The sequence below is a fragment of the Aeromonas rivuli genome (assembly GCF_000820045.1).
In the GTDB taxonomy this organism is placed as follows: domain Bacteria; phylum Pseudomonadota; class Gammaproteobacteria; order Enterobacterales; family Aeromonadaceae; genus Aeromonas; species Aeromonas rivuli.
Map to the genome: position 1 here is coordinate 1 of NZ_CDBJ01000023.1, position 15,520 is coordinate 15,520.

Sequence of the window (15,520 nt, forward strand, 5' to 3'; positions counted from 1 at the left end):
TGAATGTGCTCGATTGTATCACCTTTAGTTTCCCTGATTAAGGGGTGTCCCGTTCTTATCAGTTTCAATTCCTTACAACTCGATCTTGCCCGGTGCCAACCAAGCGTCATTTTAGCTATTTATAGTTATACTGTATATTTAAACAGTGCCATTTATGGCGAAGTCAATCACTCCGGCGTCACGCAACTTGCTGATGTATAAGAGACAGACCCCGATTCGATCACATGCTCGACCTCATCAACCAACCACAACCCATTGGCTGATCTCTTGTGGTTTGACACGCTGATTTTTCCTTCGGCAACAATCGCCGGGGTTAACGGTCGGGTGATGGACAGCGTCGCCTTGCCCCGCTTCAGCTCTTTTAGCTTGGCGTCGGCCGCCTTCCTCGCGGCCTCTTCGTCCTTGAAATTGCGGCGGATGGAATAGCTCGGGTCGCCGCGGCCCGCCTTGACCTGCACTTTCTGATTTTTCTTCTCATCGAACCAATGGGCGATCACCGACGAATAGTCATTCCGCTCCTGCACCGTTACCCGCCCGGTGCTTTCTGTTGGGTCGGAGATAGACACCTCCGGCAAGGACTGGCCGCTGACGGTTTTGGACTTCCCTTTCGGCACCACCATCAAGCGATTGGCCACTGGCTTGGCCACCGCCCCGTTATCCCGAGCCAAACGAGTGAGCAAGTTCATGTCGGACTCACCCTTTTGATCGATATGACCAAAGCGCACCCCCTCCAGCTCCGGCGAGATCGCCGGTTGATAGCCGTGGGCGGACGCAATTTTTCGCACCAGGGCACCGAACGTAATGTCGTCAAAGGTCGCATCCCGGGGGGATTTGATGCTCCCCTTCATCTTGGCGGCCTTGCCGTGGATCGTCAGGGTGCTTTCCTCTAACGGCTCTTCCAGCTCGTCCACCTCATAGGTGCCTTTGTAGACCAACCCATCACGCGGGCCGATATACACATCCAGAGTCGCCCCTGTGCTGGGGAACTGGACCTTATCGTCGCGGTTGTCCAGCTCAATGGTGACAGTGTCCGACTCTTCTCCCGCGGCATCCCGCACGGACAGCTTGATAAACCGATCTCGGATCAGGTCGGTTATGTCGTTCGAGTTGGCTAAGACCTTGAAATCAGCCTCTTTCATCTTTGCTTCCTTGGTCTGTTTTTGTCGTATTTAATCAAGGCAGCCATCCTAGTCCGACCAGTTATCCACTTATAGATCAGTGGGCTATAGTCAAAACCATAAATGGCTGTCAGATCTGACGGTTGACAAGATTCGCACGGGACACGCAAGGAGATAATCAGATGTCCCGTGAGTACATGGACGAGCAGGATCGCGCCTACGTGCAAGCCACGAAGCGCCATTTCCGGCAATGGATGGAACGCAATGGATGGAGCACCGACGACTTGGCCAACATAACCAGAGTCCCGGCAACAACCATCCGGCGGTGGGTATCCCCACTAAATGATCAATTCATGCCGCTGGGCGCAGCGCATCACATTTGCCGACGGCTCGGCATAGACATCCAGGCGATACTGCTCCCCCAGGGGAGCACCACCACCGCCAGGGCGACCCGCATTTTTCTACAGCTCCCCCCAAAACACGCCGACATGATGGTCGAACACTGGCTTCAGATAGCCAAGGCACTAGGCGTGGAGCTGGACATAGACACCAGCTAGGACCACAACACCACAGTGGACTTATCTTCAAGAGGAGGGAGATCCGGCAGCTCGATCAATGACCCCTCCGGCAGCACCGGCCCCACCTTGGCCAAAAATGGATTGGCCTCTAACACCGCCTCCGTCGCGTTCGGACGGCCCTTGTAGTAGACATGACAGATTGCATCGAGCATGTCCCCGGTCTTCGTTCTGTAGCGCACGTCACACCTCATCATCCCCATATTCAGAGATAGACAGGCTCCCCTTGAACTCCAAGGCAACCCCATCCCGCATAAACATGTTTTCGTCCACGTCCAGGCGCTCAATGACCCATAACCCCAAGTCAGCACCGGACGGGATCAGCTCCCCCTGAACCATCCGGGAACCGCCAGCCACCAAGCGAAGAGGCTTCCCGGCATCCGCCAGCGCCTTGATACGCTGGAAAATGGCGAGGTCCTTCTTCCCTTGCGGATAGATCGAGATCTCGAACGTCTTGGAGTCAGAATCCGGCCCGTGAAACTGCTTTGCCGGTTTACGCTGATAGCGGTCCTTCTTGGCCCAGCGCCACGACATCGACGTCTTGAGACTCTGATATTCAGCCGTGGAAACACCGAACTGAAAGTCGCCGAGAGACATCATCACATCACCCATAGATCCCCCTTAAAAGAAAACCGCCCGGGCGGGCGGCTTCTTTATTTCGTTATTTCGTTAAAGCGTTAATCGTAAAGGCGGCCGCGGCTACGCTGGGCAGCGGCACGATCACGGGCGTCCATCTGTCGCCGCACCTCTTTGGCGATCTCTTCCGACGACTGCCCTGGGGCCGCGTGGATAATGATGTCGCCGTGCTCGTTGTGGATGCTAGGAGCCGCGGCGATCGACGCAGCAGCAGGCACACCTGCCGCAGCCACAACCGGATAAGCCGGGGTCGCTGTCATCACCGCATCAGCACCGCGCACCGTGGGCGTCTTCACCTGCTCCGGTAGTTGCTCGGACACCTGCTTGACCCGCTGGGTCACTTCAACGCCCTTATCTCCGCTGCCGAACATGGAGTCCCACCATCCGCCCATCGTCTCCTTGATCGACATCAAGGGCTTTAGGACCGAATTGGTGAGGGTGTCCATCGCAGAGGAAACCCCCTGCTTAATGCCCTCCCAGAGTGAACCGAAGAACTCAGACAAGGGGGCCCATAACGGCCCGATGATGATCATCGGGTCAAAGCCAAGCAACCCCTTGATAAAGTCCCAGCTAGCCGAGGCGGCCACTTTGACCCAGTCCCACAGCGTGCTGAAAAACGCCTTCAGCGGCTCCCAGTGCGTGATAATTAAGCCGAGAGGGGTCCACGCAAACAGACCCTTGATAAACTCCCAGGTGCTGGCAAATACGCTTTTGATGCCCTCCCATAGCCGCCCAAAGAACGCGCCGAGCGGTTCCCAGTATCGGATCACCAGTGCCACCACAGCGATCAGGGCAATGATGCCCGCAATCACCAAGCCGATGGGGTTCGCCATCATGGCCGTATTCAGCGCCCACTGTGCCCCAGTCATCACGGCGGAACTCGCCGCCAGTGCTTTCTGGGTCCCCGCCATAAACAACATGGCTCCGGCCGTTGCTATCGTCCTCACTCTGGCCAACGCCATCACGATGTTGTTTCTCACCGTGGACGCCGCAAAGAAGTCCATCACCTTCCGCCCAACCACCAGGGCGTCAGAGAAGTACGAGAACGCGAACCGGCCAGCAATAGACGCCGCCTTGAAGGCGATCAACGCCACAATGGTCCCTGCAACCACTTGCGAGAGGATTGGAAAGCGTTCGATGAAGCCGTCCAACGTAATGGCCACACCGCCAATCAAGTCCGCCACGAAGATCATGGACGGGGCAAACAGCTTGCCGACCGTGGCCGTCAAGTTCTGGATCCGCTGGGTGAGTCGATTCATCCCCTCCGCGGGGCCCTGCATCTTCTTGGCCATGTCCTCGGTGGTCTTCATCCCACCGCCCAAGGTCTTGTCCATCCCTGAAATGGATTGCTTGAGGGTGTCCACTTCTGGATACAACAGCTTGATCATGTCGATGGCTTCATCGGTGCCGAACGCCTTCTTCAGCTCCTGCTCCTCCAGGGCGTCTATGGTGTCGCCGTACTTGCCGCGCAACTCCTCCAGGATCTCCGGCATGGACAACAGTTGATTCTCGGCATCCAGGAACGACAGCTTCAGCTCCTTACCCGCCCCCGCAGCAGCACCAAGGAAGGCGCTGTATTTAGTGGCCGCCTCACTGCCTGACATGGTCGCCTGTAGTTGCCCGAGGATGGACAACTGTTCGGCAAAGGGTACGTTTGCCGACGTGGCCGCAGCCCCCAGACTCGAGATCGCCGCGGCCATATTCGGGCCGTCAGTTTTGAACGCCTTCACCGACGCCGAAATCCCCGCCGAGAAGTATTCCCCGAACTTCATGTCCCGTTCGGCAGCCGACATGGTCGCCCACCCCTCGATCACCTTCGGGGCGAACTGGTCAAACTGCTTACGGTAGATCCCGTAACCCGATGCAAACAGCGAGGTCATTTCCGCGGTGGACGACTTGGTCGCGGCCGCCGTTAACGCCGCGATCTTGGTGAACTCGCCCACAGCAGCATCTGACAGCGACGCAATACCCGACTTGATGTCATAGGACGCCTTGATGAAATCAGCCTGTGTCGTGCCGGACCATTGGTTCGAAAACTCTTTGGCCTTCGCAGTGATGGCCGCAATACCATCCGCCTCGATGCCGAGCGACCCGATCTGACCTTGCGCGGTGGCCACTTCCCCATAAACATCGACCAACTGTTTGATGCCAAAGACGGCCGCACCAACGCCCACAGCGTCCACCGTCGCGGATACACGCATCCCCTTGTTGCGCTCGGTGATCTCTGCCAGGGCTTTCTGGCGTTCTGCCACACCATCCAGGGCTTTCTGTTGCTCTGCCAACTGGGTGTTGTATTGGCTGGTTTGATCCCGGATCCGCTTGGTGGCCTCGTTCAACTGCTTGGTGGACACTCCAGCAGCATTTAGCTTGCCGCGAAGTTGCTCCAGCTCGGTCTGTTCGCTGGCTTGCTGGGCCTGCAAGCGGCGCACCTCCCCGGTGGCTTTTTCAAACTCCCGGGTCATCTTGCGCGTTGGCTCGGCGGTCCCGGCCATTTCCTTCGCCAAGGCGTTAACCCTGTCTTGGGCTTGCTGCAAGGCGGTTTCCGTCTGACCGGCTCCGCGCTTCAGCTCCCTGAAGTGCTCGATGTCCTTACTCATCGCGCCAAGTTGCGATAGCTTCTGTTCCGTCTCCTTGATGCTCTCACCCATGCGGGTGGTGGTATCCGTGACCTGCTGCACTGGGCCGGTGATCTTGTCCACCAAACCCATGATCAGGTTTAACCGCATACTGTTATCAGCCACGCGACCCCCTTAAACGAAAAAAGGCCGGGCGACCCATCAGGATCGCCCGGCGTTTGCTTGCTCTTTTGCCCGTTCGTGACGGTCCAGAGCGATGGAGTGCCAGCGCATCAGCTCGGGCAGGCTCATCGACTCGGTTGTCTTCGCATCCCAGCCGGTGAAAATCAGATACAGATCGGCCTCGAACTCCATCACATCCCGGGGAAGGGTCGTCACTCCATGAAAAAAGCGACAACCTCTTGCTGCACCGCGATCAGGTCCTTGGGACAGAGCATGTCGTACTCGTTGGCGGTGATGTTGGAGATCCGGGGGATCAGGGTGCGGTGGGCACCAACGTTCATCCGCAGCACGTCGAAGTTGTCCAGACCACGCAGCTCACCCGCGGACGGCTCACGCAATTCAACAGTGGAGATCTCGGCTTCGCCGCGCTTAACCGGACGAGAGAGGGTTACTTTCTTCATTTCGTTAATTCCTTAAATAAAACAGAAGGCGGAAAAACTGGCCCTTATTGGGCCAGTGCTTCGCGGATTTCTTTGTTGCGGTCTTTGCCGTTGACGCGGAACCGGTTGTTCATCTTGTCGATATGGATCAGCTCGCGGCCATCCACTTCCATTTCGAACATCTCCACCGCAATCGAAAACTTCGAGGTGGCTTCCGATTCGGGCTTAAACTCGTTGAACTCGACCCCCTTCCAGAAACCTTGCTGACGCACCACCACGGTTTTGATCTGGCCATTCACATCCAGGGCACCGCGTACCGTGAAGACCTCGTCACGGCTTTCACGACTGCCGATCAGGTCCAAGACCTTGTCGGAGTAGTCGGAGATCGTGACCTCCGATTCCAGCTTCTCCAGCTTGCCCACATCGCGCTCGATGTCGCCCGCCACACCTGACAAGGTCTGATCGATGGTCTTGGTCAAGATCTTGGGAATACTCATCGTGTTGCACAGCCCGGCGAACGACTCGTCCTTGAAGAAGGCGTTCACGTCTACCAGGATGCTCGGTAATTTCGCCATGTTTCCCCCTTATTCGAAAATGGCTTCGTTGTAACGGTCGGTGACGTGCTGACGGAAGGTCAGGCGCTCGGCGATGTCGTAGAAGCCCAGGTCGTAATCCCAGAACACTTGCGACGTGCCAATGGCGGCGACGTTCAGTTCCTTGTCCACCCAGCACTCACCACCGGAAATCACTTCACGGGAGATCAGGCGGCGCAGCAGCTTGTTAACCCGGTTTTTCACGCCATCCACGTAAGACTTGGTGACGTTGCGGTCTACCATTTCTTGGTGGGCGTACAGGATGGAGTCGCCGACGATGTAGCGGATCCGCTGGTGCGGAAGCATGGTCCCATTGGCCAGGCGGTTCCCGTACAGATACCAGCCACCTTGCTGGTTCACGATGCAAGCCACGTTCTTGGAGTTGTAGAGGTTCGCTTTGCTGGTCGTGCTGCCGATGGCGTGATCGATGGTCTCAGACGTCCCCACGATGCCGTAAATCTTGCGGCTCGACGGCGAATGCCAATAGCCCTCTTCGTTGTCCACGCGGACGATATGCCCGGCGATGGTGGCCGAGGCTTTGCGGCTGACGATGGCGTCCGCTCGGGTGTCGTGGATCTTCACCCCGCAGTTAACGAAGAAGACCTCGTCGAAGTTCTTCACCTCGTTGATCACGGCCGAGTAGCCGCCCTCACCCCCATCAATGATCGGGATGGCGTTCAGCTTTTTGCTGACCTCTTCCATCGCCGCACCGACGCCAACCAGATGGCTGAACTCGGGCGCGATGATCAGGCGCGGACGGACCCCCAACAGCGACTCAGTAGACAGCAGCGCCTTGAGACCGGTATAAGAGCCGGTTTCGTTGTCGATGGTGCCCACCACATTGGACACCTGATCGCCCTGCTCTTGAGACTCAGCCACGCGCACCACGGCCACCACTGCACCGCCTTGGCGATAGATGTCTTCCAAAGCATTGCGCAGAGTCCCCTTGCTGCCCGCCTTGGCGATCAGCTTGTCGCTATTGCACAGCACCGGCGTATTGAGCGGGAAGGTGGTCGCGTCGGCATCGTCCGCAGTGGCCACCAGACCGATGGTCGAAGCCGCCAGGACTTCGATGGGGCGTTCGGTATTTTCGAGGAAATACTGTTCCACGCCGTGCAGGTAATCGGCTGCCATAAGGCACGTTCTCCTATAAAAAAGGCCCCATCAGGGGCCAGAATTTGGGCACAAAAAAACCGCTTTCGCGGCGGGTCTGGTTACAGAGCGGGGACCGGTGGCCAATCCACCTCGTCCGGCTTCTTGAACGTCTGGGGAATGTCTCGCAGCGCCTGACGATAAGCGGCAAACTCCGCCTTTTTCTCAGCCGATAACGGAGAGTCAGGCATCTGGGTCCAGTCTGTTTGTGACACCAAGGCATCACGGCGAGCACGCACAGAAGCCCACAACGTGGCGTTGATGGCATCCTGACACAACTTCTCGGCCACCGATGCCTTGAACCCGAGTTCAAGCAACACCGGCACCGACGCGGGGACATTGATCAACTGTTGACCGTTCGGGGTCTCCAGATTAGGAATAAAATACTGATCGGACATTTGAACTCCTTACGCCTTCTTCGCGTAACGCTGGTCATAGTCAAGGATGTAGGCAAGGCGGCTTTCCGCATAAACAGGGCCCAGTTGAGCATCGTCTTTATGATACGGCTTAACCACCCATTTAATCTCCCATGAAACTTCAACTTGCTCATGGATCGAAATTTCCACATCTTGGCGGCTATACATCAATCCATCTTTAAAGTTCTTTGCAACGTGATAGGTCAAACCACCGCGGAGATAACAGCCTGAATAAACCTGGCAACTGCCAACTTGACCATTGGTGAAACCGTTAAGCATTGGCTTAACACCATTAACCGGGCGAGCAATTGACATCATTCCAAACTGGACCGCCCGCACCGTATCTCGGTAAGTCTGGGAAATGCGTTTCATAGTCAGATAGTTGGCATCACCATCCCACGGGTGCGCGGTCCCCTCCATCTGAAGCAATAGACCCGCGAGGTGAGTCACCCCCGGACCGAATGGAAATAGCTCACGATCTTCCTGATAGTTACGGGAAATCATGATGCGACTTTCACCCGCTAAGTTATTCGGCATTCGCCACCACACGGGATAGTAGTAATCGGAACTTAACCCGGTCAGATCGATGGTCGAGCGATACAGCGACTCGCCATTAATGTCCTTGGCCTCTACAGAGCCGCGCCACTGATCGAACTCATTTTCAGCCGATGCGACCCGCTGGTCGATTTCGCCGATCTTGCCATTAACCGCATCGGTCAGTTTGTTACTGGCTTCGACCAACGCCGCGATACTGGTTTCCAAGCTCATTTATCAAGCTCCTGTTGTGCTGTTAATTCGATTGGCGGCATCGTTGAACGACTGCGCCAGTTGGGAGAAAGCATCACTGACCCCCTCTTCCAAAGAGGACAATCCCGCCGCCGTGGCGAAATGGCCCGGGGCATTTCCACCAAGCAAAGCCGAATCGGCCGCCTTAGCCCCCTTTGCCAAAAAGGTCGCCTCCGCTTGCTGCCTGTTATAGACATCCACCGAATTGGCCTTCTTCCCCAGCTCGGTGGTCATGGTGGCCGCGAAGTTGGGGTCGTTACCTAAAGCGGTCGCGATCTCCTTGAGGGTGTCCAGTGCTTCTGGGGCAGCACCGATCACCGCCTCGATGCGGGCGTCCACCTCTTGCGGGGTCAGGGTCTCGACCTTGTTGGCTTTGTCTGCCAAGCCGGGAACCGTGACCATCAGCGTCACATTGCCAGAGCCATCAAACCCGACCGAACCGGTCGCCTCACCACCCAGGGCAATGACTCGCGTAACCTTCAAGCGGGACGCCGTTGCCGCATTCGCGCCCAGCGTTTTCAGCGGGTCATCGAGTTGGGTCCGGGTATAAATCTCTGCCTTGTCTGCCTTGTTGCGTAACTTGCCATCAATCACCCCCATCACATTATTGAGGGAGGCGATCAGCTCCTGAATCTTGACTGTCAGCCCCATTTATCTCCCCATAGCCGAGATCGCCCCGGCGTGATAGTTGAAGGCGTTTCTCATGTCAGAGACCAGCACGTCGAGATCAAGCGCCGTCGCAGTGGCCACCGTGTCCGCCTGCTTGGCCGCTCGCTCGGCGTTGGCGGCCTGCTCTAGCACATGCTCCGCCACCGTGCCGACCGGCCCCTGAAGGCCACCACTTATCACAGCGAAACGTGGCCGAGGGTTAACCTCGATCACCGTCTCCCGGTCGCCCTGTGTCAGCCTGACAAGCTGGCGATGAACGCGCTCGACCACCACCGTGGTGGCGCTGCTAATCACGGATCACCCCCTCGGCGATGGCCACAAATCCCGACATCAGGGAATAGGCATCCCCTGACGGGAAATAGACTCGCAGCTCATAGGCCACCTTCCCCAGGGGGCGGGATGATACCCCCTTGGTTTTATCCGGGTGGACCGACACCAACACCCGACCACTCGGGCCGTCCGGGATCTCGATGCCATCCCCTTGGGTTCGGCATTCAGCAAGCAGGGCACCGGACGCAATGTCGCGCATCTGGAAACGGGCGGTGCAGCCTGAAATATCAACGGGGACCATCTGGTCCCCGTCTTGTGTCTGCCACGTCACCCCAAACGCAAACGTCGTGCCGGCCGTCAGCTCTAAATCACTCGCAGCCATGCGGCCCCCTTATTTTTTCTCCAGCTCCATCACGCGGAATAACAGACCGACATGACGGGCCATATTGTCCACCGCCGCCGCAGCCGTGGCCGCATATTGTGATCCCCAGGCAGCGAGCGACAGATTCGCGCCGGTGCCCTCCACAGTGATGGATTCAGCGGGCAGCGCCTCAAGCACCAGATCAAACCCGAGAAGCAGGGGAACCGAATCCCCCTCGGGCTTATATGCCAACGGATCCACATCTGACCAAACCGCCAGCATGGTCCCGTCTTCCAGGATAAAACCGATTTCTTTCACCCAGAACGCCGGGCCTGAATCAGCAACCGCAGAGACATGAATTTGATGTTCGTTGATCCGCTCGCCATCAGCGACAGCAACACGCAGGCGCTCATTGACCAACTTTGTTTCGTTTTTGCTGGGTGGCTTACGGCCGCTATCCCCCAGAGCAATATGGGTGATCTTGGCTGCCACACCGGTATTGTCGGCAGTGAATGCCGCGGCCAACCCCTTGGTGGTAATGACCGGGATTAATGCTGGCGTCGTCACGTCGTACTCTCCATTCGTTGATAGATAACAGCCCAGACCCGGCACACCCCAGCAACAGCCACCACAGAGGGCACTGGGCGGGCATCAATGACCGCTTCGGCATCACAGCGCATCACCCCAGTGACACGGGCCGCCGCCGCGGTGGTGAGCCCTGCCGAACACGCCAGCGGCTCCTGTTCAAAGCTCGCACCACGCCGGGCAAGCGCCCCCATGCCGGAGAGGGCAGAGCCCGCCCCGAGCGTATTAGGACCGAACTTTGCGCCCACCTTGAACGTGAAATGTGAACGGGTGTTTTTGGCATTGGTAACAGCCAGCCGGATCTGGTCATACAGGGCTTGATTGAGAAAGCCAATCTCCCCCGCGCTCAAGTTTTCATTTGCCCAGGCGATCAACTCGAAGGTGCCGCGGCGGGCCTTGGGCACCGCCTCGAACCATTCGATGATGTCCGCCTTGACCCCGAGATCTTGAAGGGCAAGTTCAACCGCTGGGCGAGTTCCCTTAATGCGATGCACCGCCAGCGAGTTGGCCACCACCCGGCGCTTAACCCGCTCCGGCCAGTCAGTGCGCCACATGTCCACCGACAGGGCCCACGCCAGATAGGGCAGCACCTCAGCCGGGCATTGCCAGGGGTCCCACAACACAGCAATCGGGATCTCCACCTGCTCGATGCGCGACAACGCCACATCAAGATCCCGCTCCAGGTCGGAGAGGTTGCCGGGCAGAATCGTCCCGCTCATACATAGCCCCCGATGGTCACGATCAGCTCTTCACAATAGGGGGCTTGGCTTTCGAGACAGTAAACATCCTGCCACCCATCAAGGTGGACCTCTTCCACCCCCTCCACGGTCATGACCGCATGAAGACCAGACTCCACCACGCGCCCCTTGAGAGTGCGTTTTAGCTCCACGTAAGCGGCGGCCGCTTTCTCGGCCGCCTGCCGGGCCAACTCAGGATCAGGCCCTAACTTCAGCATCAGGCGAGCACTGACCCGATACGGGACCACCTCCGCAGGCTTTACCGTCAACTGATCTGTGAAGGGGCGGCGGGGCCACAAATACAGCTCAACCCGTTTTAACAGGGCCGCCGATGGCACCCCCGACCCTTCATAGCTCAGGATATAAAGATCCACCTCGACGGGTTCGGGCGAGTGTGGCCACGCCGCCTTAACCATCGGATCCGCGCTCATGGCATGGAAGATATACGCCCCATCAGGGCCAGCCACGGACAACCCTTCCGGCGAGCGTTGCAGGCGAGCGCGATAATCGTCATCCCGCTCCCCATCCAATCGCAACACCGGGGAGCCGTCGGGGTGCTTGTAGTAGGTCGCCCCCAGGTGGTCCAGTTGTGGGCCCTTGGCAAACGCCAGCATGACCCCGCGGGCTTGCTCGTTCGCATCTTGGCGAAGCAACAGCTCCCGATATGCGCCCGCCAGCACAACCCGAAATGCCGGATCCGCCGGGTGGGCGTTCTCCAGATTGGCCGCCTTGGCAACCGCCTGAACAATCTCTTCGTGGGATAGCTGCTTGACCACATCAAGCGGTGGCAACAGCGCCAGATTAATACCTTCCATCTATCACCATCCCGTCAATCGTGATCGGTTCGCCATTGACCAGTAGATAACCGCTCAAACTGATCTCAATGTGTGCGGCCGCCAAGCGCCGAACCCGCATTTCAGACAGGCGAAAATCATCTAGCCCGTTGGCCGGGTTATTGATGGCTTCAGCTAACCGGACATAACAATCCATGTGGAACGAGGCGTTCACGTTCCGGTCCACCATTTCAAAAATGCGGGAGCCAAAATCACGCCGTAGCACCAGGGAACCGATGGGGGTATTAATGACATCGGCGAGACGCTGGCGCAGATAGGGCAGCCCGTTGATCACCTTGCCGGTGTCCCTGTCCATGCCACTTTTCATCACTTCACCTTGCCGCCATCCACTTCGGCGGCCTCTTGGATATGCTTCACTATGCCCCTGCCGATGGCCTGCCACATGGCATCACCGGCCGTTTTGTCGTCAGTCGGTTTGAATCCTGCCGCCCGCAACTGGGCCACAATCTCCGCCGCCATCTTTTCGCCGTTGAGCATGTCACCCCCAGAAAAACAAAACCGCCCGGATGGGCGGCTTGCGTTAATTCGTTAAATCTTTACTACTGACCCGCGCAAACCGTGGACGAGCAATCGGCGTGGGGGACCCCCAGCACCAGACACTTATGGGCACCGGTAACAACCCCCTTTCCCCCGTTGAGGCGGATATTCGCCGCGTCAACGGTCGCATCACCCTCCGCGGTCACGGCCGCATTACCGGACACGCTCACGGCCGCATCACCAACCACAGCGAGGCGCAACTTCTCATCCGTGCGCTGGTACTCGATCACCGTCCCGTTACCGAAATTGATATGGAACAGATCCGGGTCAGTGGATGGCGGCGGAAACCCGTCGTGATAACTACCGGGCAACACCTCGCCCTGGCTCAGGTCGCCATCACTGATCACAGTGGCACCCTCGCCAATCTCCGGCACCCACCACACAACCGCTTTCCCGGTGCGCGGCGGCTTCCAGGTCAGCCAGCCCGTCAGGAGGCCATCACCGTACTTAACCCGCACCAATGCCTTGTCAGGGTCCACGGCCGCGATAACCCCACGGACCACCATTTGGGACAAGCGCCGCTCCAGCTCTTCAACGCGCTGGAGTAAATCAGAAGACCGATCACCCATCACCACCCCCTATCACCACATCATGGGGAAGAAAGTCAGCCTCTTCCCACACCTCGCCGAGGTGCAAGGTTTGCTCCCAGCCAATCACCCAGCTTTCAAAGCCCTTTTCATCGGGATTGAACACTCCAGGGAAAGCCGACAATCCGGTCGGGCGTTCGGCGAACTCGCCTAACCCCCAGGTGTTGCCGTCGATCTCTTGCATCAGGCGGGCGGCGAAGTTGCGCACCTCCAACGCCACGTTGTCGGTTTTCACCGACAGGACACAGTGGGCGTAAAACTCCACCGTGAGCGGTGTTCGCCCGCCAGTTACCCGGCGGCCGGGCTTCATCTCCAGCGCCTCCAGGAGTACCGCAGGGGTTTTGATGGTGCCTTTGCGAGTGACGTCATAGGCGTCCACCGTCTTAACCATCGGCAACGCGGCCTTGATAGCCTTGACCATTGCCTCATGGATTGAGGTCAAATCCTCACTTCCGCTTTTGCTCATGGTTCACCGCATAATTCAGCTCTTGATCGATCAGCGTGGAAAACCGCTCAATCGCTCGTTTGTCATACCGCCGGAAAATTTCCCGGGCGACGGCCTCGATGTCGATGCCAACCCTCATCACAGGAAAGCGGCCGCGGGCACTGGTATCCCCAGGGCCACCCAGTTCAAGGAACCGACCGTTCCCCGCCCCCTTGTTGGCCCGCCGCCATTGCGGCAGCGACAGCCCCAGCGCAGCGGCCCGAGACTTTCGGATCCACGTCGCAGGGCCATCGCCATACACGTCCTTATAGAACGCGCCGGGATACTTGCGGCGGCCGACAGATACCCCTTGCTGGGTTTGCCGTGGCCTGCCCGCCGCTTCCGCCGCCAGCGGGGCGACACCCAGCCACAGGATATGAACCTGATCGCTACCACTGCCGACCTCTGACACGGTCAGGCGATGCTTGAGCGCCTTTTGTGGAACGCTCAAGGCTTGCGCCAACTCTCGCGCCACGCGAGTCTGAAGCCATCGGATGGTCTTCTTGATGGCCCGCCGGGATGCCAGCTCAAGCTGTTTCGGGGTGGCCTGGATCATGGCCGTCGCCCGGGTGATTTCCCGGGCAAAATTCATCTGGATACTAACGCCAGGTTGCGCCACTGCTCATCACCTCCGATTCCGTCAGATCCGCGATCTCCACGGACAGATAAATCAGGGTGGTGCCGCTGCCATCTTCGTGGTGTTCGGCCGGGAAATACTCCTTCCCCTTCACGATGATCCGCCACTCTTGCGACAGCCCCACCACATCCTCAGACATGACCCGCAAGGTCGGGCGGCTGCTCTTGAACTCCAGACCACCGCCGCGCCCCTTGATCAGCCCTTCCCCTTCTGGATGGATGAATACCCCCTTGATCTCGGGCAGGGTCACACCCTGCTCCGTGACCATCACCGTGGGGATACCTAACCGCCGGATGATCCGGCGGTTAGCATTGGCGAAGGGGTCGCGCATTACGGCTTGACCTTCAGACGGCGGACCGCCAACGGGCTGGTGCAGACGTTGATCACGTTGGTCTGTGACTCGATGTCGATGCCCTTGCCCATACGCTTCGGCTCGGCCCGTGAGTAGTACGGCAGGCCGATAGTGTTCACGGTCTCGGTGTAGTTGGCCGGACAGAAGCGGGTGATAAACAGCCCCGGCTTGTCTTCCGGGAAATAGACCGCTTCGCCCGCCTTCAGGAACGGCTTGTCGCCGACCGTCTCGGACAGCTCTTCCCAGTAAGTGCCATCCCAGAACACGCCAGGGCGCACGTCATCACGCAGGTTCGCGCCGTCGTTGTAGCGGTTGAACGCCTTTTCGAAGTCTTCGTTTTCCAACAGCTTGTTGAAAAACTCCGGGCTACACAGGGTGCGGTAACGCTTGCCCTTGATGCCCTTCTGGCTGTTCTCGGACTCGCGCTTCACGTCGAGCAACTGGGTGCGCACCGGCTTGGTAAAGTCGATGGCGTGATACTGGTCCTTTTCGCTGATACCGAAGCGGGCATAAAGGTCCTCGATCACGTTACCCGAGGCCCCGACGATTTTCCCGAACAGGGCACCGATGCGGAAAAACTCGATGGTCGCATCCAGGCTCAGGCGGTGATCTTCGTGCTTCTCTTCGATGAGGCGGTCCAGATGCTCCAGCTCATCATCAGACCCGAAGGCGCGCACATTCTGCACCTGATCGGCCATGATGGACGCTTCCAGCGGGAGGTGGATCGCGTTGAAGGTGTACAGCTTGCGCTCACGGTCATCCATGTGGGTCCCGTCCGCGCCGCGCTGCTTCTCCGGCACCAGGATGATCTGGCCATCCTTGTATTCGATTTGGACATGGGTGGTCGCAATGCCGCGCTCTTCGAAGATCCCCAGCTCGGCGAGGCGGGTCTTCGGTACAGTCACATTGTTGATGGACGCGGTGAGGTTCTTCACCGTGAACTTGTCGGATTCGATAGCTTGTTGCAGTTCCATGAAATGGGTCTCTTGCTAA

The 15,520-nt window shown here is 58.3% G+C and carries 24 protein-coding genes; 1 reads left to right on the plus strand and 23 read right to left on the minus strand.

Going from position 1 to position 15,520, the window contains the following annotated elements:
* Nucleotides 1-167 precede the first annotated feature (167 nt).
* Nucleotides 168-1,139, minus strand: a complete 972-nt coding sequence (locus BN1130_RS03715) for a contractile injection system protein, VgrG/Pvc8 family (RefSeq protein ID WP_042040407.1) — start codon at nucleotides 1,137-1,139, stop codon at nucleotides 168-170.
* A gap of 161 nt (nucleotides 1,140-1,300) precedes the next feature.
* Here BN1130_RS03715 and BN1130_RS03720 point away from each other — a divergent pair, with 161 nt between their 5' ends.
* Nucleotides 1,301-1,675 (plus strand): helix-turn-helix domain-containing protein, encoded by a 375-nt coding sequence (locus BN1130_RS03720; protein ID WP_042040408.1) that lies wholly within the window; start codon nucleotides 1,301-1,303, stop codon nucleotides 1,673-1,675.
* Here the strand turns inward: BN1130_RS03720 and BN1130_RS03725 are convergent.
* The 22 genes from BN1130_RS03725 to BN1130_RS03820 all read right to left on the minus strand — a co-directional run bounded on the left by BN1130_RS03725 (nucleotide 1,672) and on the right by BN1130_RS03820 (nucleotide 15,501).
* Nucleotides 1,672-1,941: a tail protein X gene (locus BN1130_RS03725; RefSeq protein ID WP_306381690.1), complete on the minus strand. Its 270-nt coding sequence runs from the start codon at nucleotides 1,939-1,941 to the stop codon at nucleotides 1,672-1,674. The two genes, BN1130_RS03720 and BN1130_RS03725, sit on opposite strands and share 4 nt — an antisense overlap.
* The gene (locus tag BN1130_RS21270; protein ID WP_052448168.1) at nucleotides 1,877-2,305 is read right to left on the minus strand and encodes a phage tail protein; all 429 of its coding nucleotides are present in this window, start codon (nucleotides 2,303-2,305) and stop codon (nucleotides 1,877-1,879) included. Before BN1130_RS21270 ends, BN1130_RS03725 begins: the two co-directional genes overlap by 65 nt.
* 65 nt (nucleotides 2,306-2,370) lie before the next feature.
* Nucleotides 2,371-5,070 carry a phage tail tape measure protein gene (locus BN1130_RS21275; protein ID WP_157013885.1) on the minus strand — a complete coding sequence of 900 codons (2,700 nt, stop codon included), beginning with the start codon at nucleotides 5,068-5,070 and terminating at the stop codon, nucleotides 2,371-2,373.
* A gap of 36 nt (nucleotides 5,071-5,106) precedes the next feature.
* Entirely contained in the window at nucleotides 5,107-5,259 is a 153-nt protein-coding gene (locus tag BN1130_RS22095; RefSeq protein WP_139770908.1) for a GpE family phage tail protein, read from the minus strand.
* A 20-nt stretch (nucleotides 5,260-5,279) separates the two neighbouring features.
* Nucleotides 5,280-5,528, minus strand: coding sequence for a phage tail assembly protein (locus BN1130_RS03740; RefSeq protein ID WP_042040410.1), 249 nt, complete (start codon nucleotides 5,526-5,528; stop codon nucleotides 5,280-5,282).
* Nucleotides 5,529-5,572: 44 nt separating this feature from the next.
* Nucleotides 5,573-6,082 (minus strand): phage major tail tube protein, encoded by a 510-nt coding sequence (locus BN1130_RS03745; RefSeq protein WP_042040411.1) that lies wholly within the window; start codon nucleotides 6,080-6,082, stop codon nucleotides 5,573-5,575.
* Nucleotides 6,083-6,091: 9 nt separating this feature from the next.
* Nucleotides 6,092-7,234, minus strand: a complete 1,143-nt coding sequence (locus BN1130_RS03750; protein ID WP_042040412.1) for a phage tail sheath C-terminal domain-containing protein — start codon at nucleotides 7,232-7,234, stop codon at nucleotides 6,092-6,094.
* 80 nt (nucleotides 7,235-7,314) lie between these two features.
* A complete protein-coding gene (locus BN1130_RS21480; RefSeq protein ID WP_084218115.1) occupies nucleotides 7,315-7,650 on the minus strand; it encodes a tail fiber assembly protein in 336 nt (111 codons plus the stop codon).
* A 9-nt stretch (nucleotides 7,651-7,659) separates the two neighbouring features.
* A complete protein-coding gene (locus BN1130_RS03760; protein ID WP_042040413.1) occupies nucleotides 7,660-8,436 on the minus strand; it encodes a hypothetical protein in 777 nt (258 codons plus the stop codon).
* 3 nt (nucleotides 8,437-8,439) lie between these two features.
* Entirely contained in the window at nucleotides 8,440-9,105 is a 666-nt protein-coding gene (locus tag BN1130_RS03765) for a hypothetical protein (protein WP_042040414.1), read from the minus strand.
* On the minus strand, nucleotides 9,106-9,417 hold the full coding sequence (locus tag BN1130_RS03770) for a hypothetical protein (RefSeq protein ID WP_052448170.1): 312 nt from the start codon (nucleotides 9,415-9,417) through the stop codon (nucleotides 9,106-9,108).
* Nucleotides 9,410-9,694 (minus strand): hypothetical protein, encoded by a 285-nt coding sequence (locus BN1130_RS03775; protein WP_157013886.1) that lies wholly within the window; start codon nucleotides 9,692-9,694, stop codon nucleotides 9,410-9,412. The genes BN1130_RS03770 and BN1130_RS03775 overlap by 8 nt, the downstream gene beginning before the upstream one ends.
* Nucleotides 9,695-9,784: 90 nt before the next feature.
* Nucleotides 9,785-10,321, minus strand: a complete 537-nt coding sequence (locus BN1130_RS03780) for a phage tail-collar fiber domain-containing protein (RefSeq protein ID WP_042040416.1) — start codon at nucleotides 10,319-10,321, stop codon at nucleotides 9,785-9,787.
* A complete protein-coding gene (locus BN1130_RS21280) occupies nucleotides 10,318-11,058 on the minus strand; it encodes a phage tail protein I (protein WP_052448171.1) in 741 nt (246 codons plus the stop codon). Before BN1130_RS21280 ends, BN1130_RS03780 begins: the two co-directional genes overlap by 4 nt.
* A complete protein-coding gene (locus tag BN1130_RS03790; protein WP_052448172.1) occupies nucleotides 11,055-11,891 on the minus strand; it encodes a baseplate assembly protein in 837 nt (278 codons plus the stop codon). Before BN1130_RS03790 ends, BN1130_RS21280 begins: the two co-directional genes overlap by 4 nt.
* Nucleotides 11,878-12,237, minus strand: coding sequence for a GPW/gp25 family protein (locus BN1130_RS03795; RefSeq protein WP_042040417.1), 360 nt, complete (start codon nucleotides 12,235-12,237; stop codon nucleotides 11,878-11,880). Before BN1130_RS03795 ends, BN1130_RS03790 begins: the two co-directional genes overlap by 14 nt.
* Entirely contained in the window at nucleotides 12,237-12,407 is a 171-nt protein-coding gene (locus tag BN1130_RS22555) for a hypothetical protein (RefSeq protein ID WP_162850143.1), read from the minus strand. The genes BN1130_RS03795 and BN1130_RS22555 overlap by 1 nt, the downstream gene beginning before the upstream one ends.
* Nucleotides 12,408-12,469: 62 nt before the next feature.
* Nucleotides 12,470-13,036 (minus strand): phage baseplate assembly protein V, encoded by a 567-nt coding sequence (locus BN1130_RS03800; RefSeq protein ID WP_052448173.1) that lies wholly within the window; start codon nucleotides 13,034-13,036, stop codon nucleotides 12,470-12,472.
* Nucleotides 13,029-13,520 carry a hypothetical protein gene (locus BN1130_RS03805; RefSeq protein WP_152985887.1) on the minus strand — a complete coding sequence of 164 codons (492 nt, stop codon included), beginning with the start codon at nucleotides 13,518-13,520 and terminating at the stop codon, nucleotides 13,029-13,031. Before BN1130_RS03805 ends, BN1130_RS03800 begins: the two co-directional genes overlap by 8 nt.
* A complete protein-coding gene (locus BN1130_RS03810; RefSeq protein WP_139770909.1) occupies nucleotides 13,501-14,094 on the minus strand; it encodes a hypothetical protein in 594 nt (197 codons plus the stop codon). Before BN1130_RS03810 ends, BN1130_RS03805 begins: the two co-directional genes overlap by 20 nt.
* A 43-nt stretch (nucleotides 14,095-14,137) precedes the next feature.
* Nucleotides 14,138-14,506 carry a head-tail joining protein gene (locus BN1130_RS03815; protein WP_042040420.1) on the minus strand — a complete coding sequence of 123 codons (369 nt, stop codon included), beginning with the start codon at nucleotides 14,504-14,506 and terminating at the stop codon, nucleotides 14,138-14,140.
* On the minus strand, nucleotides 14,506-15,501 hold the full coding sequence (locus tag BN1130_RS03820; protein ID WP_042040422.1) for a major capsid protein: 996 nt from the start codon (nucleotides 15,499-15,501) through the stop codon (nucleotides 14,506-14,508). Before BN1130_RS03820 ends, BN1130_RS03815 begins: the two co-directional genes overlap by 1 nt.
* Between the last annotated feature and the right edge of the window lie 19 nt (nucleotides 15,502-15,520).